Here is a 26,028-nt window from a genome sequence, read left to right as displayed (position 1 = left end):
CGAACCGGGAATCGGTGTATCGCCTCGTAGGCGCCGTGTTGATCGAAATGGACGAAAAATGGATATCGGGACGCAAATACCTGGATATGTCCGACTATTGGCAGTGGCGGAAAACGAAAGAGTTAGGCGTTCAAACGATGAATCAGGAAGTTTCGGCGATCAAGAAAGTGGGATAATTTCTTCGACGTGTCAAGGAGAACGTGAAATACCTCGGAAGCGAGGAGTTGCCGCGAAAGCGCCTTGACACACCTGTACTTTGACAACAATGATCATTAGTCCGGGAAGGCGACCGGCAGGGAGACTTGCCGGACTTACCTGCCATACGTCAGGTCATCAGGTCCATCTTTCTATCAAAGGGAAATTTACACAATAAAATGGACTTGACCGTAGAAAAATGAACCGTTACGGTATTCAAGTTGACGAGAACCTGTTAAAAGCGGAAGAACAGAAGCATCATCTCCCTGAGAGGCATATGTCCGTCGCTTGGCTTCAATAAGGAAATCGAGAATTTGCTGATCCATGGCAGCCACCTCAAAATTTTCTATAATATCATTCGCGATTTGTTATCTATTTCCTTTTTGTGCTTCAAAATCCACTATTCATCAGAACAGAGCGTTATTCTAACTGATGTTTGGACACCGCGGGAATCCAAGGAACCGTATGCGCATAGAAAAAAGGAGCCGAAACCGAGCGGCTCCTTCGTCATTTCTAAAGCTGTACACGGTGCGGCGGCGGTTGCAGCCGGAACCCGCTTCCGTTCTTCAGTGAATGGTGCGGATCACGCCGACGACTTTGCCGAGGATCGTGCAGTTTTTGACGATTATCGGCTCCATGGTAGGATTTTCCGGTTGGAGGCGAATGTGGTCCTTTTCCTTAAAGAAACGTTTGACCGTCGCTTCTCCGTCTTCCGTCATGGCGACGATGATTTCACCGTTTTCCGCTGTCTCTTGCTTGCGGACGATGACTTGGTCGCCGTCGAGAATGCCGGCGTTGATCATGCTTTCGCCGACGACATTGAGGATAAAGGCCTCTTCACCCGCCGCCATGCGTTTGGGAACGGGCAGGTATTCCTCAATGTTTTCCACCGCGGTGATCGGTTCGCCGGCGGTGACTTTGCCGATGACCGGCAGAAGGACGCTTTCCTGCTTCGGCGCGGCGTCCTCATCTGAACGATCGAGCACTTCGATGGCGCGCGGTTTGGTGGGGTCGCGGCGGATGTAACCTTTTTTCTCCAATCGGTTTAAATGGCCGTGGACGGTCGAGCTTGAGGCCAGGCCGACGGCGTCGCCGATTTCGCGAACCGACGGCGGATAGCCCTTGGTCTTCACTTCTTTTTTGATGAAATCGATGATGGCTTGTTGGCGCTTTGATAGTGTCATAACCTTTTTGATCCCCCTTATCGATAAACGTAGCCGACCTCATTCCTTTACTTGGAAGTATATCATGCTTGTCGCTTCTTTTGCAAACATTCGTTCGAAAAAACGCTTGACAGGAACATTTGTTCCCGTTATTATTTTTAACCAAAGGGGAACATATATTCTGTAATGGGGGATGAAGGACAGATGAAAAAATCCGTAAGCGGTCAAACCGTTTTGTTATATGTGTTGTTCATCATTTTGTATATCAGCTGCATTTGGACGACGGTTCACGCGCTGAAAGCTTCGCCCGAACGGGAAGAGTCCGCCGCGATCGTCCATGCGGTCGACGCCGATGCGACGTTTTGGCTTGCTTCTTATGCGGAGGATGGGGTAAGCTGAAAACAGCCGTATGAGAAAGGGTGAAAAGATGCTTTCTAAAGAGAAGTTGGCGCGGATCAACGAGCTCGCCCGCAAGGCGAAAACCGTCGGATTGAGCGACGAAGAACGCCGCGAGCAGGGCGAATTGCGAGCGGAATATTTGGTGGCGTTCCGCAAGCATTTCACCGACCAATTGCATACCATCAAAGTGATCGATCGTTACGGCCGCGATGTCACGCCGGAAAAGCTGAAAGCGAGCAAGAAAAAAAGATCGTTGCATTAGAGGATGTGGATAAAGCGGGAAAAGAGTCCCGCGTTCAACTGGATTCGTTTTGATGCGTCGTGTTCCGATTGGCAAGGGGACTTGAGGCGGGTTTGCCCATCCCAAGCGGTCGGGACAACGACAGCGGGTCGCCGCAACATGAGCGGCTAGAAGGGATTGGAAAACCCGTGTCGGTCACGGCGCGCCGGTTGCGGTGCGGAGGCGCACCGCGGGTTCGCGGTTTTTTCGTTAGGAAACCTGCCCTGTTCATGTGAATAGGTGCCCTTTTTTATGATAAACTGTAATTGATCAACATGCAGAAGGGGTGGAAACATTGGCACTTTCTATCGAACAATTATCGATCAACACCATCCGGACTTTATCCATAGATGCGATTGAAAACGCGAATTCCGGGCATCCGGGCATGCCCATGGGCGCGGCACCGATGGCCTATGTGCTGTGGACGAGCCACATGAAACATAATCCGAAAAATCCGAAGTGGTTTAACCGCGACCGTTTCGTGCTTTCGGCCGGCCACGGATCGATGTTGCTTTACAGCTTGTTGCATCTCTTCGGTTACGATGTCACGCTGGACGACCTTAAAGCGTTCAGACAATGGGGATCCAAAACGCCGGGCCATCCCGAATATGGACACACTCCGGGCGTAGACGCCACGACCGGACCGCTCGGCCAAGGGATTGCCATGGCGGTCGGCATGGCCATGGCGGAACGCCATTTGGCTGCCCGCTACAATCGGCCGGGTTTTGATATCGTGGATCACTTTACATATGCGATTTGCGGCGACGGCGATCTTATGGAAGGGGTCGCCGCGGAGGCGGCGTCGCTCGCCGGGCGCCTGAAATTGGGGCGGCTCATCGTTTTATACGACTCCAACGACATCTCGCTCGATGGTGATCTGAACATGGCTTTCGGGGAAGATGTCAAAAAACGCTTCGAAGCCTACGGTTGGCAAGTGCTGCATGTCAAGGACGGCAACGACATCACGGCGATCAACCAGGCGCTGAATGAAGCCAAACAAGATCTTTCGCGCCCGACGCTCATTGAAGTGAAAACCACGATCGGCTACGGTGCGCCGTCGGTGGCCGGCACGAGCGAAGCGCACGGCAAACCGCTGGGAGCGGAAGAAGCGTCGGCGGCGAAGAAATACTATGAATGGCCGTACGACCAACCATTTACCGTTCCCGAGGAAGTGAAACGCCATTTTGCGGCGGCTGCCGAAAAAGGGGAACGGCAAGAGAGCGAATGGCGCGATCTTTTGCGAAAATATCGCGAAAGCTATCCGGAACTCGCCGAGGAATTCGACCGGGCTGTTCAAGGCAAACTCCCGGAAGGCTATGACCGCGAACTTCCTGTCTACGAGCCGGGAAGCAAAAAAGCGACCCGTGAATCGTCGGGCGAAGTGCTCAACGCGCTCGCGAAAACCGTTCCGCAAATCATCGGCGGAGCCGCGGACCTCGCTTCATCGACCAAAACATTGATCAAAGGCGACGAAAACTTTTTGCCTGAAAGTTATCATGGGCGCAATGTATGGTTCGGCGTCCGCGAATTCGCCATGGGCGCCGCGGTCAACGGCATGGCGCTTCACGGCGGCGTCATTCCGTATGGTTCCACCTTCTTTGTGTTCTCCGATTACTTGCGGCCGGCCATCCGCCTCGCCGCCCTTATGTCGGTGCCGTCGATCTTTGTGTTCACGCACGACAGCATCGCCGTCGGGGAGGACGGCCCGACGCACGAACCGGTTGAACAATTGGCTTCCTTGCGGGCGATGCCGAATCTGACGGTCATCCGTCCCGCCGACGGCAATGAGACGCGGGCGGCCTGGAAGATCGCCGTCGAATCGACGAACCGCCCGACGGCTTTGGTGCTTACCCGTCAAGGCGTGCCGACGCTCCCCGGCACGAAAGAAGGCGCCGAGGAAGGCGTTCGCCGCGGCGCTTACATCGTTTCCGAAGCGGCGGGTGTGCCGGACGGCTTGATTCTTGCGAGCGGTTCGGAAGTGGCCGTCGCCGTGGAAGCCCAAGCGCTTTTGGCGCGGGACGGCATCCACGTGCATGTCGTCAGCTTCCCGTCGTGGGATCTCTTTGAACAACAGCCGCAAAGCTATAAAGACCAAATCTTGCCGCCGAACGTCAAAAAACGTCTCGCCGTCGAAGCCGGCGCGACGCTCGGATGGCATAAGTATGTCGGACCCGAAGGCGATTGCGTGACGATCGATCGCTTCGGTGCGTCCGCCGACGGCGCGCGCGTCATGAAAGAATTCGGCTTTACCCCCGAATACGTCGCGGAAAAAATGAAAAACCTGTTAAAAGCATAAAACGGCGCCGTTTCGACAGCAGCCGAAATAATTGTCGCCTCACGGGCGTCCGATTCTGACACCGTTTTTCATGGACATCCTTTATAATGAACGGAAACAGGAACGGTGGAGGGACGCCCATGAGGCATTATGATATTTATCTGCTTGAAGATGATGTGGCCCGTGAATATCGCGTAAAAGAACAGCTATTGTTTCGGTTGTTTTGCGAAGCGGTAAAGGAAACCGATCCCGACAGAAGCCAGATTTTGCAGAAACAAATCGCTTATATCACCCATCCGATTCCTGCGGAACATATCGGGCGGATCTTGAGGCAAAACCCCCGTGTTCAAAAAAGAGGGGACGAGCTTTTCATCCAGCATCGCGACGACGGCTTTGTCCGGCTTCGTCTTGGGCATGACCGCATCATCATGTACGCTTCCGGAAACAAAGGGGCGGAGACATTTGTTTTTGAAACGCTGCGGCGGATTCATCCCCATTTTTTAGCCGTTGATTATCAAGATTTGCGAAGCGCTTGGCTCCGGCCTTTTCGGAAGCTGTTGTTATATGATGATCTCGCCTGAACGAAACCGATGGGTTCTCATTTCTCCGCGGATGGTTGTCTTCCGGGCCGCCTTATAGTACACTATTTTTTGATTTCATTAAAGCCGTTGGAGATTGCCATGCATCAGTTCAGGGATGATGGGTGGCATGGACGGAAGATAGGTAAGGAGGAAGTCATCGATGTGGCTTGACATCTTGGTGGGCATCGCCGGCATCGCGGTCGGCATGATTTTAGGCTTTTTTATCGCCCGCAAATACATGATGGACTACTTGAAGAAAAACCCGCCGATCAATGAAAAAATGTTGCGCGTCATGATGATGCAAATGGGACAAAATCCGTCACAGAAAAAGATTAATCAGATGATGAAAGCCATCCAAAATCAAATGAAGTCCCAATGAGATTCCAATGAGGTACTCATTTTTACGATGAGTACTTTTTTGTCCATCGTTTGTCAGAAAAGCGCTACAGTTAAGGCGCCCGTCTTCTGCCATATACCGGAGTTGCCAAAAAGCCGGATGCGTTCCCTAAAAGGTTCGTCTTCAGGAGCGATGACGAGGAGCAAAAACGAAAATCATTCCCGTTATTTCATTCGTTTCGTGTTCACCCTCGGAAAAATCGGCCCGGTTGAAAGCGTCATCCTCTCGAACCGGGAAAGTGGAGCCCGTCAGGAGAGGATGTCCGCTAGGGAAAGGCTTATTTTGGCAACGAGTGGCATCCAAAGGCTTACATCAATGTGTATCGTAGGGTGATGGACATGTTGGGAAAGAAAATCAAGCAGCTACGCCAACAAAAAGGCATGTCATTGACGGAGTTGGCGCTCCGGGCTGACGTTTCCAAGTCGTATCTCAGCACCATTGAGCGCGACGTGCAAAAAAATCCATCCATTCATTTCTTGGAAAAGATTGCCGATGTCCTTGGCGTGAGCGTTTTTCAATTGATCGAAGCCGACAAAGAGTCTGTGGATGCGTTGGACCAAGGATGGATCGAACTCATAAAAGAAGCCATGGAAGCGGGTGTCGACAAACAGGCTTTCCGGGAATTTATTGAATTTCAGAAATGGCGCAATCGCAAGGCGTAGCGATCTCCCTTGAAAACCCGTCGATCATTTTTCGACGGGTTTTTTTTCTTTCGCCTTGGCTCGCTGTTTATGGATGAAATCGCGAACTTCATCTTTCGTCAAACCGAGCGCTTTCGCCAACATCATAAGATCATACCAATCCTTGTCCATGATTCGTTCCAAGAATGTTGACCCCTTTCTTTGAACTCACCCGTTTTTCGCAAGCTGGATCCGCCACCCGCTCGGACCATCGACAGCCCGATCGGTTTCTAGTGTCTGTTTCGTCTTGGCCATCGGTGGTCGGCTTGTCTATTCTGAAAAAGAGTATAAAAAATGACAGCGGAAAAATGTGTCAATATTTAAATGTCCGATTGAATAAAATTCCGCAAGAACCGTCATCTTTGAAATGGAGAAATCGCTTTCAATCGTTGCCTGAAGCGGCGGACTGTCGAAGCCCGCGGGATGTTCAGACGATTTGACGAACGGCGTCGGATGTTCAATAATGAACAGTGGTACCTAAGTTTTGGAAGATCTGATCTGTTTTCCGATGCGGGCAAATGCCGTGAATCCGGCAGGCTGAAGCGCGGATATCGGATCACCCGCTTCATGATTCCAATGCCCACTGATCTTTTTTCTTTTTGATGAGGGTGTTGACATGGCTGAGTTGAAGCAAATCGAAATCAACGATCTGTTGGAATCCCAAAAAAAAGTGGCGCTCATCGACGTGCGTTCGCCGGGCGAGTTTGAAGAATTTCACATCCCGGGCGCCGAAAACCTTCCGCTCTTTACCAATGAAGAACGCGCTGAAGTCGGTACGCTCTATAAACAAAAGGGTCCGGAGACGGCGAAAGCGCGCGGGCTTGAGATCGTTTCGCCGAAATTGCCGGAGTTGTACCGGCGCGTGAAGGTGTTGAGCGAAACGAGCGATGAAACCGTCATCTATTGCTGGCGCGGCGGCATGCGCAGCCGCAGCCTCGCGATGTTTATGACGATGATGGGCACGCCCTGTTTACAGTTAAAAGGCGGCATTCGCTCTTACCGCAAATTGATCGTTGCCGAGCTGGAGCGCTACGCTGCGCTCCGAAAACCTTTTATCGTCATCCGGGGTTATACCGGCAGCCAAAAGACCGACATTTTGCAAGCGCTCATGAAAAAAGGGTATCCGGTGCTTGATCTGGAAGGGCTTGCCGGCCATCGCGGGTCGATTTTCGGTTCCGTCGGACTGTCGCCGAAATCGCAAAAAGCGTTTGATCGCGATCTGTGGCGGCGCCTGAAAGAATTGGACGATGCGCCTTATTACATCATCGAAGGTGAAAGCAAGCGGATCGGTCGCGTTGTCCTCCCAGACTTTATCATGAAAGGGAAAGAGACCGGCGTTCACTTTTTTATTGAGTATCCCTTTGAAAAACGCGTTCGCGCGATTTATGAAGCCTATGATCCCGAAAAGAACTTCACCCAACTCTCAGAAGCTTACGTTCGCCTGCGAAAATATTTAGATGGTCGCCTGGCCGCCGAACTGGACGAAGCTTTTTCCACGCGCGATTGGGAGCGCGTCATCCGCTTGCTGCTCGAAAATTATTACGACCCGCGTTATCGCCACAAGCACAAGGAATATCAGCAAAAGTCGACGGTCATTGCGGCTTCGTCGGTCGAAGAAGCGGTGGAAAAACTCATCCCTCATTTGGATGAGTGGGGCGCAAAATTTTCTGCGATCGCTTCTGGTCAGCCGTTATGAATCATGGTAAGCTGGATGTTGATGGATTAAGGATGTGGAGAAGAGATGTGGAAATCTTTTGCGCGGCTTTTGGCCGCGATCTGTGCTTTATTTCTGTTAATCTCGTGCGGGACGGCGGGCGGCTCGCACGACCGCGGGACGACTTCTAAGAACGATTCGGCGAAAAAGGAGCGGGTCGTAACGGACGAATCCGCCAAAGAAAAAGAACAAGCTCAAAATGACGAAAACAACCAATCGTCACGGACGGAGACGAACGGCGACCAAAAGGCGATCACGGTGGTCAACAATCCGTCATCCATCCTCGTGCTCGTCAATAAAACCCATAAATTGCCTGACGGTTATGCTCCAAAAGATTTAGTTTATCCGAATGTTCGTTTCCCATATAAAGAGAAGATCGAGAAACGAAAATTGCGGGCCGTCGCGGCTCACGCCCTGGAAGAAATGTTCGCCGCCGCCGACCGCGCGGGCATTACCCTTTATGGGGAATCGGGCTATCGCTCCTATGATCGCCAAGTCGCCATCTATGAACAGAACGTCAAAACGCACGGCAAGGACAAAGCGGCGATGGTGAGCGCCTATCCCGGGACGAGCGAGCACCAGACCGGGCTCGCGATCGACATCACCTCAGCGGATATGTTGTCCGCCGGTGATCCGCTCACGGCGAAATTCGGCGAAACGAAAGCCGGCAAATGGGTGGCCGCCAACGCCTATCGTTTCGGCTTTATCATCCGGTATCCGAAAGGGAAAGAAAACATCACCGGTTATGAATACGAGCCGTGGCACATTCGTTATGTCGGTAAGAAAGCCGCAAAATACATCCATGACCACAATATTACTTTAGAACAATATGTGGAAGCGGATAAAGTCAACAAGTAGATGATCCGCGTTTTCAACGAAAGCGGCGTGTTGGCGCCTCGGCCGTGGAGGGCCTGGCGCGGCCGCATCCGCTGCGGCGGATGCGGCACCGCGGCGGGCGAGAGGATCGGCGTTGTCCGGTCCGTTTTTTTCTGCCGCGTGATGCTTTATAATGGGATCATGAAGCTTCAAACGTAAAAGAGGTCGATGAACGGATGTGGACTCACGTATTGAGCCTTCTCATCGGGATTATCTTTGCCTTAGGCATTATCGCCATTCGATTAAGGGCGCAGAACAAGCCGACCAATGCCAAGAAAATCTTGCTGCCGCCGCTCTTTATGTCGACGGGCTTTTTGATGTTCGTTGTGCCTGAATTCCGGGTGCCGATTTCTGAATTGTTGGAAGCGTTTCTTGTCGGCGCCGTGTTTTCGGTGTTTCTGATTTGGACGTCCAAATTTTCGATACGCGACGGGCAAATCTATTTAAAACGGTCGAAAGCCTTTATTTTTATCATCATCGGATTGTTCATCTTGCGCACGCTGATGAAAATTTTTTTGGAAGAAGAAATCCAACTCGGCCAAACGGCGGGATTGTTTTTCACCCTCGCTTTCGGCATGATCTTGCCGTGGCGGATCGCGATGTTTGTAATGTACAAACGCATGGAGAAAAAAATGAACGGCAACTGATGGCCGCGCCATGACACAACCCCTTCGCTTGCAGGCGAAGGGGTTTCGAAGTTCTCGGGTCTCCATACGGTCACGGCTTTCTTCGTGGATAAAAAGGGGGTGCTTCGGCCGGATGCTCCCCCTTTAAGAACCGTGTTTAAAAAACGGCTCATAACGCTCCAAATCAATGTGATGGCGTTCGAGCGTTCTTCGCAAATATTTGTGATCGCGCTTCGGCGTCGCTTTAATATAACCTTCGATGATCAGTTCTTCCGTCATTTTTTTCGCGTTGCGCTTTAAAGCCAGCTCTCCGATTTTTCCGGCGATTTTTTCCTTGGCGACGTCACGAAATAACGGCGGCACTGGCTTGACCAGTTCTTCCAAAAAGGAGAGCTGCTCCTCCGTCCACAGGTGGCGCGTCTGATCGATGTAATAGCGCTGCCAATCGAGAATCGACTTTCCGTCGCTTCGGGGAAGGCTTTTTAAAAATTTGCGAAACATAAAAAATCCGCCGATCCCCATAAAGCCGAGAAGGAGGAAGGACCATAAAACGATGAAAAACCAAAAGCCGAAGGACATGTGACCACCCCGAAACGATCGTTGCTTACACTTATTATATAAGCGCATTCATAAAAGACGCAAGGCTGAAAGGGTTGCGAGCAGCGTTGCGGATGTCCTTCTGTAAGGAGGCAAAGATGCGGCCTCTTCGGGCGGGACGGCACAGCGATCATATGCGGCGCATCGCCTGATATCGGAAAAGCGCTTAAATTTGGCTCCCTGCTGAAACGGAGAAACGAGCCGTCTTGGTTATGGGACGCGATGGCAGCGCGTGACAGGTGACAAGGATTCGATGATAGCAAACGATCATCCGAAGGCGATAAGTGACGATGAATAGATCGGAACTATGATATTGAAATGAAAGGATTCACTTTGGCGAAAAAATAAAAACAGCGTCCATCATCGGGCGCTGTTTGTAGACCTAGGGAATACACCTCGGGCTTCACGGTGTATTTCAAAACCCCGTGCAGCATTCGACTGAAGCACCAAGATCCATCCGCGCTTGACAAGAGAATCGGCGTCACATCGCGGTTTTTTGGCGGGACTGTATGGGAATCGAACCCACCGGAGACGTCACGCGCCTCCCAAGGGTTTTGAAGACCCCGGCCAGCACCAGCTGAGCAACCAGCCCCGTGTGCACCGGTAACTAATTATACCCGGACGCGGCGAAATGACAAGTTCAATGCATATATTTACCATAAAAATTTTATGTAAATTAAATGCCCCATCCGTTCATGCCGCCGCTCAGCCGCAGAACGGACGGGGGCTGAACCTCACGTTTTAATGATGATTGAGGGAGATTTTATGCAGAAATTTCGGCGCTTTTAATTCGATCATGGGTTTCGCGACTTCTTTGACCACTCCGCTTCCGAGAATTCGGCAGAGGAGGAGGGCTCCGATGAAAAGGGCGGCGTATTGATAGAGGGCGTCCATTTGATTATAGACTTTCGACAGTCCGATGAGCTTGATGATAAAGCCGTGAAGAAGGTAAATATACAACGTCCGCGCTCCGTATACGGTAAAGTTGTGACGGCCTTTCGGGACGACGGCGAGGAAGCCGAGGGTTGTCGCAATGGAAACGGCGTACGTCAAAGCTCTGTAAAAGCCCGCCGACCAGTCCAAGACGCCCATGTCCGCATAGGTTTTGGAACCTAACAGCCAATCGCTCGCCTCATCCGGAAAGGCGTAAAAACAGGCGATGAGGGTAAGGAACAAAAAACAGACGGCCGGAATTCGAAACGATTTCCGGCTCAACTTTTCAAAATGCCTTTTATCCATTAAATTGCCGAGCAAGAAAATCGGAAAGAACGTAAATGTCCGTTCCACGCTTAAGTACGAGGCGTCCAGCGGCAGGTAACCGACGGCGATTCCCAACAGAAACGCAAGCGGGAGCGCATAACGACGCTTGGCAAAAACTTTGAGCATCAGATTCCAGAAGAAGAGGCTCAACAAAAACCACAGCGTCCAGTGCGGATCGAACAACGTCAACGTCAGATTATCTTCGTATCCCGTTAGATAATAAAAAAAGCAATAGATGATTTGGAAAATAAAATAGGGGATCAACGTCTTCCGAAAGACCTTTTGTATGTACCCGGGTTGATCATAGCCTTTCGAAAAGTAACCGGAAATGAGGATAAACGCCGGCATGTGAAAAAGATAGATGAATGTATATATACCGTTTAATAAATCGCTATCGCCCTTCAGCGGACTGATCAAATGGCCGAAGACAACGAGCAGGATGAGAAAAAACCTTGCATTGTCAAAAAAGGCCTCTCGTTGTTTCACGGTTTTTTCCTCCTCGGTCGTCTTGTATAATTCCTTCGTCCCCACGGTGTGTTTTTTGTCTCGTTGCGCCGTATTTGGGGCCTTCATGTTTATTTTTAACCCAATCGTCATAGTCATAGACGGAATGTCATATAAATTTTACATTTCAAAGGCGATGTCATGCCCGGCAGCATCCTTTATTTTACATCAAGGTGCGGTTCGGACAAAATTAAAAGAGATGTGCTACAATTGCGATGAAAAAGGCGACTTGAAAATTTGGAGGAATCGGTATTGTTAAAAGGAAACAGAGTCGTTCTGAAACCGATTGAGAAATCGGATATCCCCGTTTTGTACGAGCGTATGCATGCCAAAAACGGCGAAATTCCCGAATGGAAAAAATGGGATGCGCCCTATTTTTCGTACCGCAAACCCCCATACCGGACGTTCCGGCATCAAATGCTGCAGGAGAGCGAGCAGGGCAAGCGCTGGGTCATTTTGAAGGAAGGCGAAATCATCGGCATGGTCACTTATTATTGGGAGCATCAGCCTTCCTACTGGCTTGAAATCGGCATCGTCATTTTCGATCCGATCCATTGGAACGGCGGTTATGGAACCGAAGCCTTTTTTCTCTGGATCGACCACTTGTTTAAAACAATGCCGATCGTCCGCATCGGCTTTACGACGTGGTCGGGAAACGAGCGCATGCTGAAGGTCGGAGAGAAGCTCGGAATGGTCATGGAAGCCCGGATTCGCAAATGTCGGTTGTATCAAGGGCAGTTTTACGATTCCGTGCGGTACGGAATGCTTCGGGAAGAATGGGAGGAAAAACGCCCGCTGTTGAAGAAAAAAATCCTCGACGGCCGGCCGGTGGAAGCGACGAGCTGAGCAGGATAAACCGATTGCCGTTTGAATGATGCCGTGGCTGGGGCAAGGGAGCGGCGCAGCGCCCGTTCCCCGTCCGGAAAACCGGCGTTTTGCGCCATTCTTTTAGAAGAAAAGTTGGATGGGCGGAACGGGAACGCTATCGATTCCCCTTATAGGACAAAGGACGGCCATCAGGTTGGCCGGCATCGGCCGTTCTTTCCTTCCGGTCGCGCGCCGCGGCGGACCGCCGTTCCGGATCATGAGCGGCATGACAGTGGCACTTGCCGGAAGGCAAAAAAATTCCCGAAGCAGAGCGCTTCGGGAGTTTTTTCGATTCGATCGATCCCGCCGTCCGTCATGGAAGGCGGCGGTTTCGCCGGCATTCATTCTTATTACGGATGGAAAAACGCATCGTAAGGGTTATTCAATATTGATGATGCCGGCTTCACCTTGTTGGACGCGACCCGATTTTTTCAAGACGACGCGCGCTCCGCCCGGAAGGTTCGTGAAGACGACCGGCGTGATCACGGATGGGACTTTGTCCTTAATGGCGGCGAGGTCGATTTCCGCCAGTTTATCGCCGCGCCGGACTTGTTGGCCGGCTTCGACATAGACGGTAAACCCTTCGCCTTTCAGATTGACCGTATCGATGCCGAAGTGGAGCAAAATTTCGCTCCCGTCGTTGGCCTCGATGCCGATCGCGTGTTTCGTCGTAAACACGGTTTTGACGGTTCCGTCGACCGGCGAGACGACGACGCCGTCGGACGGATCAATGGCGAATCCGTCGCCCATCATCTTTTTGGAGAAAACTTCGTCGGGCACCGCTTCAAGCGCGAGCAAGGTGCCGTTTATCGGGGCGACGAACGCTGCCGGATCAAAAGACGGTGAAGCTTCGTCCTTCGCGTCGCCGGCCGGCGCGGACGGCGGTTGCGCGTGCTTTTCAATATCGCGGTCATCCAATTGTTTCATCGCGTCGGCGACGAATTCCACGGATGTCCCGACGATGACCTGCAAGGTGTTCTTGCCGGTCCTGACGACGCCGCGGGCGCCGTGGCGCTTGAGCGCTTCCTCATCGACGCGCGCCATGTCTTTGACGGTCAGGCGCAGCCGTGTGGCGCAGTTGTCGATTTCGCTCACGTTCGTTTTGCCGCCCAACGCGCGCAGGAAATGGGCCGCTTGTGCGGCGCTCCGGTCTCCTCCGGCTTCTCCTCGATATGCTACTTCCGCGCCTTCGGCTTCGTCCTCCCGTCCCGGCGTTTTCAAATCAAGCCATTTGATGAGGAAGTAGAAGACGACGAAATAAATGACGCCGTAGATGAGGCCGACGACCAACAACAAGATCGGTTTCGTCGCGATGCCGAAGTTGAGCAAATAATCGATCAAACTGGCCGAGAACGTGAAGCTGTCGTGAATGCCGAGCCAATACGTCACCGCCATGGAGCTTGCGGTGAGTAGGGCGTGGACGACGTAAAGAAGCGGCGATAAGAACATGAATGAAAATTCGATTGGTTCGGTGATCCCGGTGATGAACGACGTCAAGGCCGCGCCGAGCAACAACCCGTACACCGCTTTGCGGCGGGCGGTTTTTGCCGTCAAGATCATGGCGATACAGGCGGCGGGCAATCCGAACATCATGATCGGGAAGAAGCCGGCCGTGAAGGTGCCGCCGGTCGGATCGCCGTGCAGGAAACGGGTGATGTCCCCGTGATAAACGGTGCCGTCCGCCGCTTTATAAGAGCCGAAATCAAACCAGACAAGCGTGTTGATGATGTGATGCAACCCGAGCGGAATGAGCAGGCGGTTCAAAAAGCCGTAGACCGCGACGCCCAATGCGCCCGCATCGGTGATCCAATGGGCAAGCGAATTGATGAGATTTTGAACATAAGGCCAGACGTAACCGAAAATAAAGCCGATCACAAAACTTGAAGCGGCGGTGACGATCGGGACGAACCGCCGTCCGCCGAAGAAGGCGAGCCATTCGGGCAGTTTGATGTCGTTGTACTTGTTGTAAAGGACACCGGCCAAAATCCCGGCGATGATGCCGCCGAGCACGCCCATATTGACGTCTGGATTGATGGCGTGACAGCCGTACGTCAAGACGAGATAGCCGACGGCACCGGCCAGCGCCGCCGCGCCGTTGTTGTCCTTGGCGAAGCCGATGGCGACGCCGATCGCGAAGATCAACGCCAAGTTGCTGAACACGGCGACCGCGTTGTCGCCGGTGGTCAAATACATGGAAGCGAACACGGAGTTGCCGGCGTCGGCGATGAATTTGATGTTGAGCAAATCCGGCTGGCCGAGGCGCAGCAGCAATCCCGCGGCCGGCAATACGGCGATCGGCAGCATTAAGGATTTGCCGATCTTTTGAAAGAAGGCGAGCATGCCATCCTCCTCCTTGATTGAAAAATGAAGTCCCGCGGCCCTGTTCCATAATAGCAAAAGGGTTCGCCTTTTTGAAAGCAAGAATCCGTCCGCGCATCCCTCCCTTTAGTAAAGCGCTTACATTTTTTTCGACAAAATGAAAGTTTTGTGAAATCCGTGCTGCGGTTTACTTTGTTTATATATGTCTATACCAGCCTATGTCAAGCCCGGCTTGTTTATCCCCGATCTTCAATCAAAGTTCGGGCGTTTACGGTGGCAATGTCGTCGTATCATACGGTCGTCTAGACAAGTCGGAGGGAACATGTTACACTCACAGTGAAAGCGGCCGCATGCCGGTCGGGCTTTTTCGCCAGTACGCCGTGAAACCAAAAGTCACACGCATGATCGACGCCCATGCGTGGCATTCGAAAGGCTGGCGGCCGGCAAGAAGAAATCAAACGGCCGAAAAGGGGAGATACCATGCTGTTATCGGGGTTGACCATCTACGCCGAAGATCGCCTGATCGAAAACGGTTATCTGGTGATCGACGGCGGAAAAATCGCGGCGATCGGGGAGGGCGAACCGAACGACGCCGGACGGTACGGCCGACATGTGCGATTTGACGGAAAACACAAACTGATCCCCGGCATGATTGACATTCATATCCATGGGGCGGCCGGTGCGGACACGATGGACGCCACTCCGGATGCGCTCATGACCATCGCCAAAGCTCTTCCGAAAGAAGGCACGACAAGCTTTCTCGCGACCACGATCACGCAAAAACCGGAAGCGATCGAAAGCGCGCTGGAAAACGTCAGAACCTATATGGACGACCAGCCGGCGGGCGCGGCCGAAGTCTTGGGCGTGCATTTGGAAGGGCCTTTCATCAACGCGGCGAAAGCGGGCGCGCAACCGATTGAATACATAAAGAGCGGCGATCCCGACTTGTTCGAACGCTGGCAAAAACGCTCGGGCGACCGGATTAAGGTGGTGACGCTCGCTCCGGAGATCGATCGCGGCATGGAGCTCGTGAAACGCTTGCGCGATCTGGGGATCGTGGCCTCGATCGGCCACTCCGCCGCTTCGTTTGCGGAAGTGACCGAAGCCGTGCGCGCCGGCGCCCGCCACGTCACCCATCTCTACAATGGGATGAACGGCCTGCACCACCGCCATCCCGGCGTCGTCGGCGCGGCCTTCCTGCACGAGGAATTGTTTGCCGAAATGATTGTCGATGGCGTCCATATCAGCCCGGAAGCGGTCGACATCGCCTATCGCCTCAAGGGAAAAGATCGGATCATCTTGATCACCGACGCGATGCGCGCGAAAGGCCTGGATGACGGGACGTACGATCTCGGCGGCCAAGCGGTGCACGTTAAAGACGGCGTCGCCACTTTAAGCGGCGGCCAGCTCGCCGGCAGCGTCCTGAAAATGGACCAAGCCCTCCGCAATATGATGCGTTTTACGGGCGCGGATTTGGCCGATGTCATTCAGATGGGGGCGATAAATCCCGCCATCCAAATCGGAGTTTATGACCGGAAAGGCAGCATCCGTGAGGGCAAAGACGCCGACCTCGTCGTCCTGAATGAACGGGATGAACCGGTCCTCACGCTTTGCAACGGAACCGTCGCCTATGACAGACACAAGGCGTCGTGAAGTTTTCGAAAATACATCACGGGAGACGTGAAGCGCCATGAAAGTCATCCGAGTCAAAGACTATCAAGAGTTGGGAAAAAAAGCGGCTGCGATCATCATCGAACACGTGAAAGCCAAACCGGATGCCGTTCTCGGGCTCGCCACCGGCAGCACGCCGCAGACGACGTACCGGGAATTGATCCGCGACCATAAGGAAAACGGCACATCCTACCGGCAAGTCACGACCGTCAATCTGGATGAATACATCGGTCTTTCGCCGGAGGATCCGAACAGCTATCATTATTTCATGAAGAAGGAATTGTTTGAGGCCATTGATATCGCGAGTGAAAACACCCACTTGCCGAACGGGGAAGCGGCGGACCTTGAAGCGGAATGCCGCCGCTATGACGACCTCATCCGTTCCGTCGGCGGCATCGATTTGCAATTGCTCGGGATCGGCAGAAACGGTCATATCGGTTTCAATGAGCCGGGAACGTCTTTTCAAACGCGAACCCACGTCGTCGAGCTCGCGGAAGATACGCGGAAGGCGAATGCCCGTTTCTTCCCGTCCTTGGATGCCGTCCCGACGTCGGCCATCACGATGGGCATCCAAAACATTTTGGAATCCAAACGCATTCTTTTGCTCGCATCGGGGCCGGCCAAGGCCGAAGCGATGGCGCGGCTTTTGAATCAACGTGAAATCACCGAAGCATTTCCCGCTTCCTGCCTTCATCTGCATGACGATGTGACCGTGATCGCCGATGAAGCGGCGCTTTCGCTCGTCGATTGACTGGAAAGGAGTCCCTTCGATGATTGACAAACGTTCGCCCGTCCCGATTTATTATCAAATCGAAGAGCACATCAAAAAAATGATCGACACCCATCAGTTGAAGCCGGGGGATGCCATTCCTTCCGAACGCGAACTGACGGAAGCGTTTCAAGTCAGCCGCATGACGGTTCGACAAGCCATCACCGATCTCGTGAACGCCGGTTTGCTTATTCGCAAAAAGGGAAAGGGGACGTTTGTCGCCGAGCCGAAAATCGAACAGCCTCTTCAAGGGTTGACGAGTTTTACGGAGGACATGCAAAGGCGCGGCATGAAGGCGGGCGCCAAAATTCTGCGCTTTTCCAAGATTCCGTCGGATGAAAGCATCGCGCAGAAGCTGGATATCCGAACCGGAGCAGCGATTTACGAGATCAAGCGCATCCGTTTTGCCGATGCCGAGCCGATGGCTTTGGAACGGACGTATCTGCCGGCCGAACTCGTCCAAGGCTTGACGGCCGACATCTTCGAGCAGTCGCTCTACGCTTACATCGAAAACGTGCTGCACTACCGCATTGCCCACGCCGACCAAGTGATTGAAGCGACGACGGCGGGGCATGATGAAATAGAGCATTTGAACATGGCGCCGGGTTCACCGGTTTTGCGCATCCATCGCCTGACTTTTTTGGAAAACGGACAACCATTGGAATGGGTGGACTCGGCCTACCGCGGCGATCGATATAAATTTGTCATCAGCTTGAAGCGGGATTAAAATGAGGATTGCATGAATCGCGATTTTGTATTATCTTGTACAGGGAAAGGAAAGTGATCATCATGGAAAAACGAAACTTTAAAATCACAAGCGAATCCGGATTGCATGCGCGTCCGGCGACCGTATTGGTCAACGCCGCAAACAAATATCAATCGGAGATCCAGCTCCATTACGCCGGAAAAAGCGTGAACCTTAAATCGATCATGGGCGTTATGTCTCTCGGCGTCGCCAAAGGTGCCGACATCGAAATCACCGCTGAAGGCAACGACGAAAAAGAAGCGATCGCCGGCATCGAAGAAGTGCTGAAAAAAGAAAAACTTGGCGAATAAGCCGAAAAAGACGGCCGACTCTGACACGTTCGGCCGTCTTTTTTTACCTCGGCTTAGGTTTTTTCGGCGCAACGATCCCTTCGCCTTGTTTTATTTAGTTTAACAAGAGGGGCGAAGCGGCGGCAACCGGTTCCGGCTCATAGACGTCCGCGCGATCGGATAGACTAAAACCGATGAAGGGAGCAACCGACAAATTATTGCCACGAAAGCAAGCGATTGCCCGCCTCTTCGGTGTGGCAAATGTCACATTGGCGCGCCTGAGGGTGGATTAGAATAAAGGCAGAAAACAAAGCCAATCGCATTGGAGGTCATGCTCATGGCAACAGAGAAAAAGACACGAATCGTCCTCATCGGTACCGGGGCGGTTGGGTCCTCTTATGCTTTCGCTCTATTAAACAACAATCTCGCTGATGAACTCGTCCTCATCGACGTCAATGAAAAAAAAGCTGAAGGGGATGCCATCGACTTAAATCATGGCCTGCCGTTCAGCGCCCCGATGAAGATATGGAAAGGGGATTATGCCGATTGCCGTGACGCCGACCTCGTGGTCATCACCGCCGGCAGCAATCAGGCGCCCGGAGAAACCCGGCTCGATTTGCTCCAAAAGAACATCGGCATTTTTAAGACGATTGTCTCCAATGTCATGGAGAACGGATTCAATGGCATTTTCGTCATCGCCACCAATCCGGTCGATGTGTTGACTTATGCCACTTGGAAATTTTCCGGCTTGCCGCATGATCGGGTCATCGGTTCCGGTACGATTCTCGATACCGCCCGCTTCCGCTTCCTTCTGGGACAGCACTTTAACGTCGATCCGCGCAACGTCCATGCTTATATCATCGGCGAGCACGGGGATACGGAGCTCGCGGTCTGGAGCAAGGCCGACATCGGCGGCCGCCCGGTATTGGATTTGTTCAAGAAAGAAGGCGGCGATCACGCGGCCAAAATGGACCAAATCTTTACGGACGTGCGCGACGCCGCATATCAGATCATCAATCTTAAAGGCGCGACGTATTATGGCATCGCCATGGGGCTTGTCCGCCTGACGCGGGCCATTCTCCGCAATGAAAACTCGATTCTGACGGTCTCGACGCTAGCCAACGGTTCGTACGGCCTCGACGATGTCTGCATCGGCTTGCCGGCCGTCGTCAACCGCCAAGGCATTCGCGAAATCATCGAACTCGATTTGGACGAAAAAGAAAAAGCCCTGCTCGCCAAATCGGCCGACGTCCTGAAAAATTCCTTGAAGAACGTCGCGAACTACTTTTAAACGTCCGCAAAAAAGTGAAATCCGTTTTTTCTGAAGGAATCCTTCCAACGCCTTGTCGTCAAAGGTCCACTCGAATGGTACCCAACCCCTTTGGCGGCAAGGTGTCGAAGGGTTCTTTTTTATTTGCGATTCATCCGTCACGGGGCTGAAGAAAAGGCACGGGGCGCGGAACGTCGGCGGAAAAACTCCCTTCTCAATTGCAAAGAGAGGGCCTCTTGATGGGCAACGCCCGCTTTCATGTCTAATTATGGGATGCATGGGGATGGGGTGACGAATATATTGTAGAGAACGAAACCGGAAGGGCTTGCCGCCTTGACGCAGATGACATGGGCTTGGCGCCCGCCATTCACCGAATGAACGCTTCCGGGATGGAAAACGGCGGTCCGATCCGTGTGTTCCGAACGGCATCCGTCGATCGGCGATCACCGTAAATCGGGCAATGTGATGTGAGGAGGGACCAAGTGGTCGATGACAAATCGTTTCGTGACGTTTTGGGAAGATGGGTGACCGGCGTCGCGGTGATTACAACGGTGTGGAAGGATCAAGTCCACGGCATGACCGCCAATGCCGTGATGTCGGTCTCATTGAAACCGCCGCTGATTCTCATCTCCATTGACGAAAAAGCGAGCATGCTCGCTAAAGTGCGGGCGGCCAACAACTTTGCTGTCAGCATTCTTTCCAGCGAGCAAAAAGCGCTGTCCCAGCATTTTGCCGGACAACGACAAAGTAAAGAGACGGTCGACTTCGATTGGTTCATGGGGTGGCCCGTCATCAAAAACGCTTTGGCATACATCGCTTGCAAAGTTCATGATGCCCGTCAAGCGGGGGACCACGTTTTGTTCCTCGGCGAGGTCGAGCATTTATGGGCTCGCCCCGGGCGGCCGCTAATCTTTTATCAAGGCCGCTATCATGCGTTGCAGGACATGGAAGATAAAAAATAGGAGGCGGGTCTGCCTCCGTGAAGAAGTACATGTTTGTCCCGGTACCGGCTGATGTACGGCAAGCGCTTGGCGGGTTTGCTTCCGTGCAAATGTACATGTTTGTCGCCGCCGGCCGCGGAGCCGCCTCACGGCCCCGCCGCCAGCGCCATCCAAAAGAAAGGCTTTCATCGCCGCCCCCATCAGCGGTTCATTTATTCCCGCGGAGACCCGAACGGTTTGCAACGGGCCGGTACCACGGCAGGCCGTTTTTTATAAAAGGCGGCCGATTTTTTTGCGGATGTCGTTCATGAACGGACGGGCGATTTCACGCGCTTTTTCCGCGCCTTCCGCCAACCACTTGTCGAGCTTCGCTTTGTCGTCGATCAATTCGCGATAGATGCGGCGGGGTTCCGCCAATTTGCGGTTTAAGAGTTCGAACAACATGTTTTTCACTTCGCCGTAGCCGATGCCTTCCCGATAACGGCGAGCGAGCGCTTCGACTTCTTCTTTTTCCGCAAAACCCCTGTAAATATGAAACAACGTCGATTCTTCCGGATCTTTCGGTTCTTCCGGCGGCTTGGAATCGGTTTTAATGCGGAAGATCAATTTTTTCAACGTCTTTTCATCGCTGAAAAGCGGAATGACGTTGCCGTAACTTTTGCTCATCTTGCGGCCGTCCAGACCGGGGATGACGGCGGTCGCTTCATCGATGAGCGCCTCCGGCAAGCGGAAGGTCTCGCCGTAGGTGCGGTTGAAGTTTTCCGCGATGTCCCGGGCGATTTCCACGTGCTGAATTTGGTCTTTTCCAACGGGGACGAGGTCGGTTTTAAACAAGAGGATATCGGCCGCCATCAGCACGGGATAGTTGAACAATCCCATGTTCACTCCGGTATCGGGATCACGCCCCGCTTCCAAGTTTTCCTCGACCTTCGCTTTGTAGGCGTGGGCGCGGTTCAACAGCCCTTTGCTCGCCAGGCACGACAAAATCCACGTCAGCTCGAAAATTTCAGGGATGTCGGATTGCCGATAAAACAGGACTTTATCGGGATCGAGCCCGAAAGCGATCCAAGCGGCCGCGATCTCATAAGTGCGGTCGTGGAGTTCTTTCGGATCGCGCATCGTCGTTAACGCGTGGTAATCCGCGATGAAATAGACGGGCTTGACGCCGGGCTCTTGGGTCAGCTCGATGGCCGGACGGATTGCGCCGACATAGTTGCCGATGTGCAAATCGCCCGTCGGCTTAATTCCCGTTAATACAATTTTTCCTTCCATTTGCAATCAACCTCCTCGAAACCTCTATTTTGAACGGCCCCACGGTTTATGCGGGATCAACAAGGAAAAAGCGGGTAGCCATTTACAGGTTAACCGGTTTACGGCACGGAATGCTTTCGACGATCGGAACCTCCCGGAAGAGTCGAGCGCATTCCTTTGCAGGAAGCGGGTATTCGGCAACGCGTGGGGGTTCCAATTGTTTGCCCCGTTAAATAATGGAACCCCCGCCCTGAAAAAAGGACGGGGGAACCCGTGGTGCCACCTTCATTCGTTCATCGCGAACGCGCTCGTTGTCATAACGGTTTGAACCGCCGACGCCTACTGAACGTTCGGGTCGGAGCTCGGAAGCCCATTCGGCGAAACGGATATACCGGCTTTCCACCCGCCGCCGGCTCTCTATCATATCCGGATTTCGCTTACTCTTCTTCGTCATCGCTGATGCCTTATGTTCGATTGTGCGCCATCCTACAACGATGCACTTCTTTTGCTCAGTAATCTTAAGCCAAGTTTGGCGAAAAGTCAAGGCGTTGCCGGGAAAAGAGCGCCCATCGTCCGGCGCTCCGTGAAAGGGCGCCGGGGCCGAGGCAGGTTTCGGGGTTCCTTATAAGGCTAATGGCTGCGCCTGATGAGGCCCCTGGATGAAGGCGTCAAAGATCGCCCATGAGGTGACTTTTGTCATGATGAACGGATGACAACCCCCACTGGCCGCCGTGGGGCCTATTTTTTTATGCTGGCGATAAAGGAGGGGGACCGATGTGTCCGGTCGTGAAATTAGAGAAAGTGACAAAGATCGAAAAGGGAAAGACGATTCTCGACGATCTCAGCTTTGAAATCGAAAAAGGCGGCGTGACGGCGCTCGTTGGACCGAACGGCGCGGGCAAAACGACGCTCCTCTCGATCTTGCTCGGCATCAGGCGGCCGACGCGGGGAAACGTGACGGTCGCCGGCCGCCCGCCCGGTCATCCGGAAGCGCGAGCCAAAATCGGCGCGGTTTTTCAGGAAGCGCCGTTCATTGATTACATCAAAGTCCGGGAGATGATCGACCTATGGCGCGCCTTTTACCGAAAGCCGTTAACGGCGGATGCGCTCATTGAAATGGCCGGTTTGAGCAATGTCGCCGATCAATACGCCCGTCGGCTTTCCGGCGGTCAGAAGCGCCGGCTTGAGTTTGCGTTGGCGATGGCCGGCGATCCCGACATTTTGATTTTGGATGAGCCGACGAACGGGATGGATGATGCCGCAAAAACGCGTTTTTGGGAAATCGTTTGCGGTCTAGGACGAAGCGGAAGAACCGTCCTTTTCACCGCCCATTCAGCTGAAGAAGCGGCGCGGTGGGCGACGCGCCTGATCGTATTGAACGCCGGGCGGCTCGTTGCCGTCGGGGATCCAAGCGCCTGATAGGCCCGTTTGGAACGGGCGGGACACCCACCGCCTTGGCCGGCCGCGGATTGGAATGACCGGACGTTGCGCGGGATCGAAACAAAGTAAACGAAGATGGGAAGGAGCCATGGGACGGAATGAAGCGGTCGACGGGGAATACCGCCGCCATCGAGGAATTTGTGCGGCTCAAGCCTGGCTGCGAGAAACCCGGGAAGCAAAGGAGGGGAAGAATGGTGCGCGCGACGCTGTATTTATGCCGCATCGAACTGTTGAAAACGTTTCGAAATCAATATTTTATATGGCCGTCCTTGTTTTGGCCGTTGTTGTTTTATTTTATCTATACGGATGTCGTGGCGGTTCCGAATCGGTACGGCGGCGTCCGTTGGGCGGCGTTTTTTCTCATGTCGATGGCCTCATTCAGCATCCTGGCCCAGTCGCTCAGCGGGTTGAGCCTTCGTTTCGCCCAGGAAAAGGAAAGCGGATGGGCACGCCGGTTATGGGTCACGCCGCTGCCGAGAGGCGGGCACCTGCTGTCCAAGATATTCGCGCAAATGGTGCTTAACGCCTTTATCCTTTTGTTCATTTTTCTCGCCGGCGCAGTCGTCAACGGCGTCCGCCTGCCGGTCGAGGCATGGATCGGTTGCTTTGTATGGCTTTGGTCAGGCGGTTTGACCTTTATGGCGCTCGGCCTTTTTATCGGAACGGCGGCCAACGCACAATTGTCGAACGCTTTAACCAACGTTTTGTATCTCGGGCTCGCCTTGGCGGGCGGGTTATGGACGCCGCTCCCCTATTTACCCAAAGCCTTGCAGGCGATCGGCGTATGGCTCCCCTCCTTTCGCTACGGGGACGGAGCCTGGCGGCTGCTGTCCGGTGAAGCGCCGTCCGCCATGGATATCGGACTCCTTGTTGTCTATTTTCTCATTTTTGTCGTATTATCGATTTATAGCCTTGCAAGAAAGAAAGAGGGATGAGCGTGTGGCAGCGGCTTCGCGCGGAATTAAACCCGCTCATCTGGCTCGTCTATTTGTTTTTTCCGGTGTGCGATTTGATCGGCCGGCCGTTTTCCGAAGCGGTATATGGTTACGCCGCCTTGATTCTTTTTGTCTATTTCTACCGAAAGAGCTACCAGGATTGGGCGATTCGCTTTCGCTATCTCTTCCTTCAATGCGTCATCATCGCGGCGTTCACTTGGCTATATGGAGCCGAATATTTTTCCTTGTTCATCTATCCGGTATCGCTCTCAGGAAACGACCCGCGTCCGAGGACCAGTTACTATGTTTATGCGACGGTGTTTTTCGCGGTCGCCGTTCTTTACAGCTTCGGCCGCATTCCGCACGATGTGAATTTTTTCTTGAGCAGCGTTCCGACCATTCTGATGTTGCTTTTGATGCCCGTGGTTGTGCGTTCGCTATCTCAATACATAAGAGTGGCGAATGAACTGGAGGCGGCGAACAAAAAGATTCAAGCGCTGGTCAAACAGGAAGAACGCCAGCGCATCGCCCGCGATTTGCATGACACGCTCGGCCAGTTGCTGTCCATGATGGCGTTAAAAAGCGAACTGGCCGGTAAACTGATCGATCGCGATCCGGAACGGGCAAAGCGGGAAATCGCCGACGTTCATCAAACGGCGCGCGCGGCGCTAAAAGATGTCCGCCACATTGTCAGCTCGATGAAAACGACGTCGTGGGACGACGAAATCCGCTCGGCGCGGGAGATTTTAGATGTGGCGGGCATTGTCTGCCGCTATGAGCGGACGGGCCTGCCCCGGTGGTCCCCTTTAAAAGAAAGCATATTAAGCTATATTTTGCGCGAGCTCGTCCATAACATCGTGAAACACAGCCGCGCGAAGACTTGTTCCATCACGATCCGTCACGAGCCTGAAACCATTTTTCTCATTGTCGAGGATGACGGAATCGGATTTTCAGAAACATCGAGCGGCGGCAGCGGCATCATCGGGATGCGGGAACGGCTCGCCATGGTGGATGGCGCGCTCGTCTATGAACCGACATCCCGCGGCACGCGCGCCGTTATTACGGTACCCGTGACAGCGGCGCAAGCGGGGAGGCGTTCAGAGTGAGGGAGAGAATTCGCATCGTCATCGCGGAAGATCAAGGTATGCTGCGCAGCGCGATCGCCACGCTCCTCAATTTGGAAGACGATTTGGAAGTGGTCGGCGAAGCGTCGGACGGCGCCGAAGCGTTGGCGTTGATAGAGGACAAGAAGCCGGACGTTTGCCTGATGGACATCGAAATGCCGGGCATGAGCGGGCTGGAAGTGGCCCGCCGATTAAAAGAAATCGGCGCGGAGACGAAGGTCATCATCGTGACGACGTTCGCCCGCCCCGGTTATTTCCGCGCCGCTTTAGAGTCGGGCGTCCACGGTTATTTGCTCAAGGATACGCCGAGCGATGAACTGGCCGAAGCGATCCGCCTCATTCATAACGGCCGGCGCGTGTTCAGCCCGGATTTATCCTTTGAGTGGATCAAAGCAGAGCCGCCGTTGACGGAAAGGGAGCTGCAAATTTTGCAGTTGGCCGCGGCCGGGAAGACGTCCGCCGAAATCGCCGGCGCGTTGTACCTTTCCAACGGGACGGTGCGCAACTACATGTCCGAAATCCTGCAGAAGCTGGGTGCGAAAAACCGTGTGGAAGCGATCGCGATTGCCAAAAACAACGGATGGCTGCCCTAAAAACCGTTTCCGTTCTTTCGAAGTATCAACTGCAACGCCGTCATGTTTTAAGAGCTTTGGCCGCTTTATAACGCATCGTCTTGAAAAGATTTCTTGAGACGGAATGAAAGCGTCGGCGATAATTTCCGCTTTTAAAACAGCCTCGTTTGGCAGCGCCTCGTGGACACCCAAGCCGCCGTGACGGCCGGCATGTCGTTCCTATCATCGACATGGAAGCGTCGCATGCGGGAAAGGATTTTTTCTTTTTCTTAACGTACAGACTGTTT

27 protein-coding genes, 1 tRNA gene, 1 pseudogene and 1 other annotated feature are annotated in these 26,028 nt (G+C 53.3%); of the genes and pseudogenes, 21 read left to right on the top strand and 8 right to left on the bottom strand.

The window, feature by feature from the left end:
• A pseudogene (locus CCB157_RS17325) lies at positions 1 to 176 on the top strand (IS256 family transposase); the annotation flags it as partial.
• Between the two features lie 186 nt (positions 177 to 362).
• Here CCB157_RS17325 and CCB157_RS17635 read toward each other — a convergent pair.
• Together CCB157_RS17635 and lexA are read right to left on the bottom strand one after the other, a co-directional pair.
• The gene (locus tag CCB157_RS17635; RefSeq protein ID WP_158077285.1) at positions 363 to 521 is read right to left on the bottom strand and encodes a hypothetical protein; all 159 of its coding nucleotides are present in this window, start codon (positions 519 to 521) and stop codon (positions 363 to 365) included.
• Positions 522 to 761: 240 nt separating this feature from the next.
• Entirely contained in the window at positions 762 to 1,379 is a 618-nt protein-coding gene (gene lexA / locus CCB157_RS10685) for a transcriptional repressor LexA (RefSeq protein ID WP_077615884.1), read from the bottom strand.
• A 183-nt stretch (positions 1,380 to 1,562) separates the two neighbouring features.
• Here lexA and CCB157_RS10680 point away from each other — a divergent pair, with 183 nt between their 5' ends.
• From CCB157_RS10680 to CCB157_RS10655, 6 genes are all read left to right on the top strand, one after another.
• Positions 1,563 to 1,757 carry a hypothetical protein gene (locus tag CCB157_RS10680; RefSeq protein ID WP_077615883.1) on the top strand — a complete coding sequence of 65 codons (195 nt, stop codon included), beginning with the start codon at positions 1,563 to 1,565 and terminating at the stop codon, positions 1,755 to 1,757.
• A gap of 28 nt (positions 1,758 to 1,785) precedes the next feature.
• A complete protein-coding gene (locus tag CCB157_RS10675) occupies positions 1,786 to 2,019 on the top strand; it encodes a DUF896 domain-containing protein (RefSeq protein WP_077615892.1) in 234 nt (77 codons plus the stop codon).
• Positions 2,020 to 2,332: 313 nt separating this feature from the next.
• Entirely contained in the window at positions 2,333 to 4,333 is a 2,001-nt protein-coding gene (gene tkt, locus CCB157_RS10670) for a transketolase (protein ID WP_077615882.1), read from the top strand.
• Positions 4,334 to 4,452: 119 nt separating this feature from the next.
• Positions 4,453 to 4,893, top strand: a complete 441-nt coding sequence (gene sirA, locus CCB157_RS10665; protein ID WP_158077284.1) for a sporulation inhibitor of replication protein SirA — start codon at positions 4,453 to 4,455, stop codon at positions 4,891 to 4,893.
• A gap of 160 nt (positions 4,894 to 5,053) precedes the next feature.
• The gene (locus tag CCB157_RS10660) at positions 5,054 to 5,272 is read left to right on the top strand and encodes a YneF family protein (RefSeq protein ID WP_077615880.1); all 219 of its coding nucleotides are present in this window, start codon (positions 5,054 to 5,056) and stop codon (positions 5,270 to 5,272) included.
• Positions 5,273 to 5,628: 356 nt separating this feature from the next.
• Positions 5,629 to 5,952: a helix-turn-helix domain-containing protein gene (locus tag CCB157_RS10655; protein WP_077615879.1), complete on the top strand. Its 324-nt coding sequence runs from the start codon at positions 5,629 to 5,631 to the stop codon at positions 5,950 to 5,952.
• A 24-nt stretch (positions 5,953 to 5,976) separates the two neighbouring features.
• Here CCB157_RS10655 and CCB157_RS10650 read toward each other — a convergent pair whose 3' ends face one another.
• Positions 5,977 to 6,114, bottom strand: a complete 138-nt coding sequence (locus CCB157_RS10650) for an anti-repressor SinI family protein (RefSeq protein ID WP_077615878.1) — start codon at positions 6,112 to 6,114, stop codon at positions 5,977 to 5,979.
• Positions 6,115 to 6,586: 472 nt separating this feature from the next.
• Between CCB157_RS10650 and mnmH the strand changes: the two genes are divergently transcribed.
• From mnmH to CCB157_RS10635, 3 genes are all read left to right on the top strand, one after another.
• The gene (gene mnmH / locus CCB157_RS10645; RefSeq protein ID WP_077615877.1) at positions 6,587 to 7,666 is read left to right on the top strand and encodes a tRNA 2-selenouridine(34) synthase MnmH; all 1,080 of its coding nucleotides are present in this window, start codon (positions 6,587 to 6,589) and stop codon (positions 7,664 to 7,666) included.
• A gap of 45 nt (positions 7,667 to 7,711) precedes the next feature.
• Entirely contained in the window at positions 7,712 to 8,542 is an 831-nt protein-coding gene (locus tag CCB157_RS10640) for a M15 family metallopeptidase (RefSeq protein ID WP_077615876.1), read from the top strand.
• A 194-nt stretch (positions 8,543 to 8,736) separates the two neighbouring features.
• Positions 8,737 to 9,207 (top strand): CcdC family protein, encoded by a 471-nt coding sequence (locus CCB157_RS10635; protein WP_077615875.1) that lies wholly within the window; start codon positions 8,737 to 8,739, stop codon positions 9,205 to 9,207.
• A 123-nt stretch (positions 9,208 to 9,330) separates the two neighbouring features.
• Here CCB157_RS10635 and CCB157_RS10630 read toward each other — a convergent pair whose 3' ends face one another.
• From CCB157_RS10630 to CCB157_RS10620, 3 genes are all read right to left on the bottom strand, one after another.
• Positions 9,331 to 9,765: a DUF2621 family protein gene (locus CCB157_RS10630; RefSeq protein ID WP_077615874.1), complete on the bottom strand. Its 435-nt coding sequence runs from the start codon at positions 9,763 to 9,765 to the stop codon at positions 9,331 to 9,333.
• Positions 9,766 to 10,280: 515 nt separating this feature from the next.
• A tRNA-Sec gene (locus tag CCB157_RS10625) sits at positions 10,281 to 10,376 on the bottom strand.
• 148 nt (positions 10,377 to 10,524) lie between these two features.
• Entirely contained in the window at positions 10,525 to 11,529 is a 1,005-nt protein-coding gene (locus CCB157_RS10620; protein WP_238594666.1) for an acyltransferase family protein, read from the bottom strand.
• A 270-nt stretch (positions 11,530 to 11,799) separates the two neighbouring features.
• Here CCB157_RS10620 and CCB157_RS10615 point away from each other — a divergent pair, with 270 nt between their 5' ends.
• The gene (locus CCB157_RS10615) at positions 11,800 to 12,393 is read left to right on the top strand and encodes a GNAT family N-acetyltransferase (RefSeq protein ID WP_143287011.1); all 594 of its coding nucleotides are present in this window, start codon (positions 11,800 to 11,802) and stop codon (positions 12,391 to 12,393) included.
• A 399-nt stretch (positions 12,394 to 12,792) separates the two neighbouring features.
• Here the strand turns inward: CCB157_RS10615 and nagE are convergent, their stop codons facing one another.
• A complete protein-coding gene (gene nagE, locus CCB157_RS10605; protein ID WP_077615870.1) occupies positions 12,793 to 14,754 on the bottom strand; it encodes an N-acetylglucosamine-specific PTS transporter subunit IIBC in 1,962 nt (653 codons plus the stop codon).
• Positions 14,755 to 15,147: 393 nt separating this feature from the next.
• On the opposite strand from nagE, the gene nagA reads away from it, so the two are divergent.
• The 6 genes from nagA to CCB157_RS10575 all read left to right on the top strand — a co-directional run bounded on the left by nagA (position 15,148) and on the right by CCB157_RS10575 (position 20,440).
• Positions 15,148 to 16,386: an N-acetylglucosamine-6-phosphate deacetylase gene (nagA, locus tag CCB157_RS10600; RefSeq protein WP_369688673.1), complete on the top strand. Its 1,239-nt coding sequence runs from the start codon at positions 15,148 to 15,150 to the stop codon at positions 16,384 to 16,386.
• Positions 16,387 to 16,423: 37 nt separating this feature from the next.
• Positions 16,424 to 17,155, top strand: coding sequence for a glucosamine-6-phosphate deaminase (gene nagB / locus CCB157_RS10595; protein WP_077615869.1), 732 nt, complete (start codon positions 16,424 to 16,426; stop codon positions 17,153 to 17,155).
• 19 nt (positions 17,156 to 17,174) lie between these two features.
• Complete coding sequence (locus CCB157_RS10590) at positions 17,175 to 17,900, top strand: GntR family transcriptional regulator (protein ID WP_077615868.1); 726 nt, start codon at positions 17,175 to 17,177, stop codon at positions 17,898 to 17,900.
• Positions 17,901 to 17,962: 62 nt separating this feature from the next.
• Positions 17,963 to 18,229 carry a phosphocarrier protein HPr gene (locus tag CCB157_RS10585; protein WP_077615890.1) on the top strand — a complete coding sequence of 89 codons (267 nt, stop codon included), beginning with the start codon at positions 17,963 to 17,965 and terminating at the stop codon, positions 18,227 to 18,229.
• Between the two features lie 316 nt (positions 18,230 to 18,545).
• A complete protein-coding gene (locus tag CCB157_RS10580; protein ID WP_077615867.1) occupies positions 18,546 to 19,499 on the top strand; it encodes an L-lactate dehydrogenase in 954 nt (317 codons plus the stop codon).
• A 461-nt stretch (positions 19,500 to 19,960) separates the two neighbouring features.
• Complete coding sequence (locus CCB157_RS10575) at positions 19,961 to 20,440, top strand: flavin reductase family protein (RefSeq protein WP_077615866.1); 480 nt, start codon at positions 19,961 to 19,963, stop codon at positions 20,438 to 20,440.
• 249 nt (positions 20,441 to 20,689) lie between these two features.
• Here CCB157_RS10575 and CCB157_RS10565 read toward each other — a convergent pair whose 3' ends face one another.
• Positions 20,690 to 21,691 (bottom strand): tryptophan--tRNA ligase, encoded by a 1,002-nt coding sequence (locus CCB157_RS10565; RefSeq protein ID WP_077615864.1) that lies wholly within the window; start codon positions 21,689 to 21,691, stop codon positions 20,690 to 20,692.
• Between the two features lie 233 nt (positions 21,692 to 21,924).
• Positions 21,925 to 22,133, bottom strand: a binding site (T-box leader).
• A gap of 311 nt (positions 22,134 to 22,444) precedes the next feature.
• Here CCB157_RS10565 and CCB157_RS10560 point away from each other — a divergent pair.
• The 4 genes from CCB157_RS10560 to CCB157_RS10545 all read left to right on the top strand — a co-directional run bounded on the left by CCB157_RS10560 (position 22,445) and on the right by CCB157_RS10545 (position 25,762).
• A complete protein-coding gene (locus tag CCB157_RS10560; RefSeq protein WP_077615863.1) occupies positions 22,445 to 23,089 on the top strand; it encodes an ABC transporter ATP-binding protein in 645 nt (214 codons plus the stop codon).
• 119 nt (positions 23,090 to 23,208) lie between these two features.
• Entirely contained in the window at positions 23,209 to 24,045 is an 837-nt protein-coding gene (locus tag CCB157_RS10555; protein WP_077615862.1) for an ABC transporter permease, read from the top strand.
• A gap of 2 nt (positions 24,046 to 24,047) precedes the next feature.
• The gene (locus tag CCB157_RS10550) at positions 24,048 to 25,151 is read left to right on the top strand and encodes a sensor histidine kinase (protein WP_158077283.1); all 1,104 of its coding nucleotides are present in this window, start codon (positions 24,048 to 24,050) and stop codon (positions 25,149 to 25,151) included.
• Complete coding sequence (locus CCB157_RS10545; RefSeq protein WP_274519633.1) at positions 25,148 to 25,762, top strand: response regulator transcription factor; 615 nt, start codon at positions 25,148 to 25,150, stop codon at positions 25,760 to 25,762. Before CCB157_RS10550 ends, CCB157_RS10545 begins: the two co-directional genes overlap by 4 nt.
• Positions 25,763 to 26,028: the final 266 nt, after the last annotated feature.

Origin of the sequence: Caenibacillus caldisaponilyticus, assembly GCF_002003465.1 — a bacterium.
Taxonomy (GTDB): domain Bacteria; phylum Bacillota; class Bacilli; order Bacillales; family Sporolactobacillaceae; genus Caenibacillus; species Caenibacillus caldisaponilyticus.
Note: the sequence above shows the minus strand (reverse complement) of the source record. Positions and strands in the feature narration are given on the sequence as shown.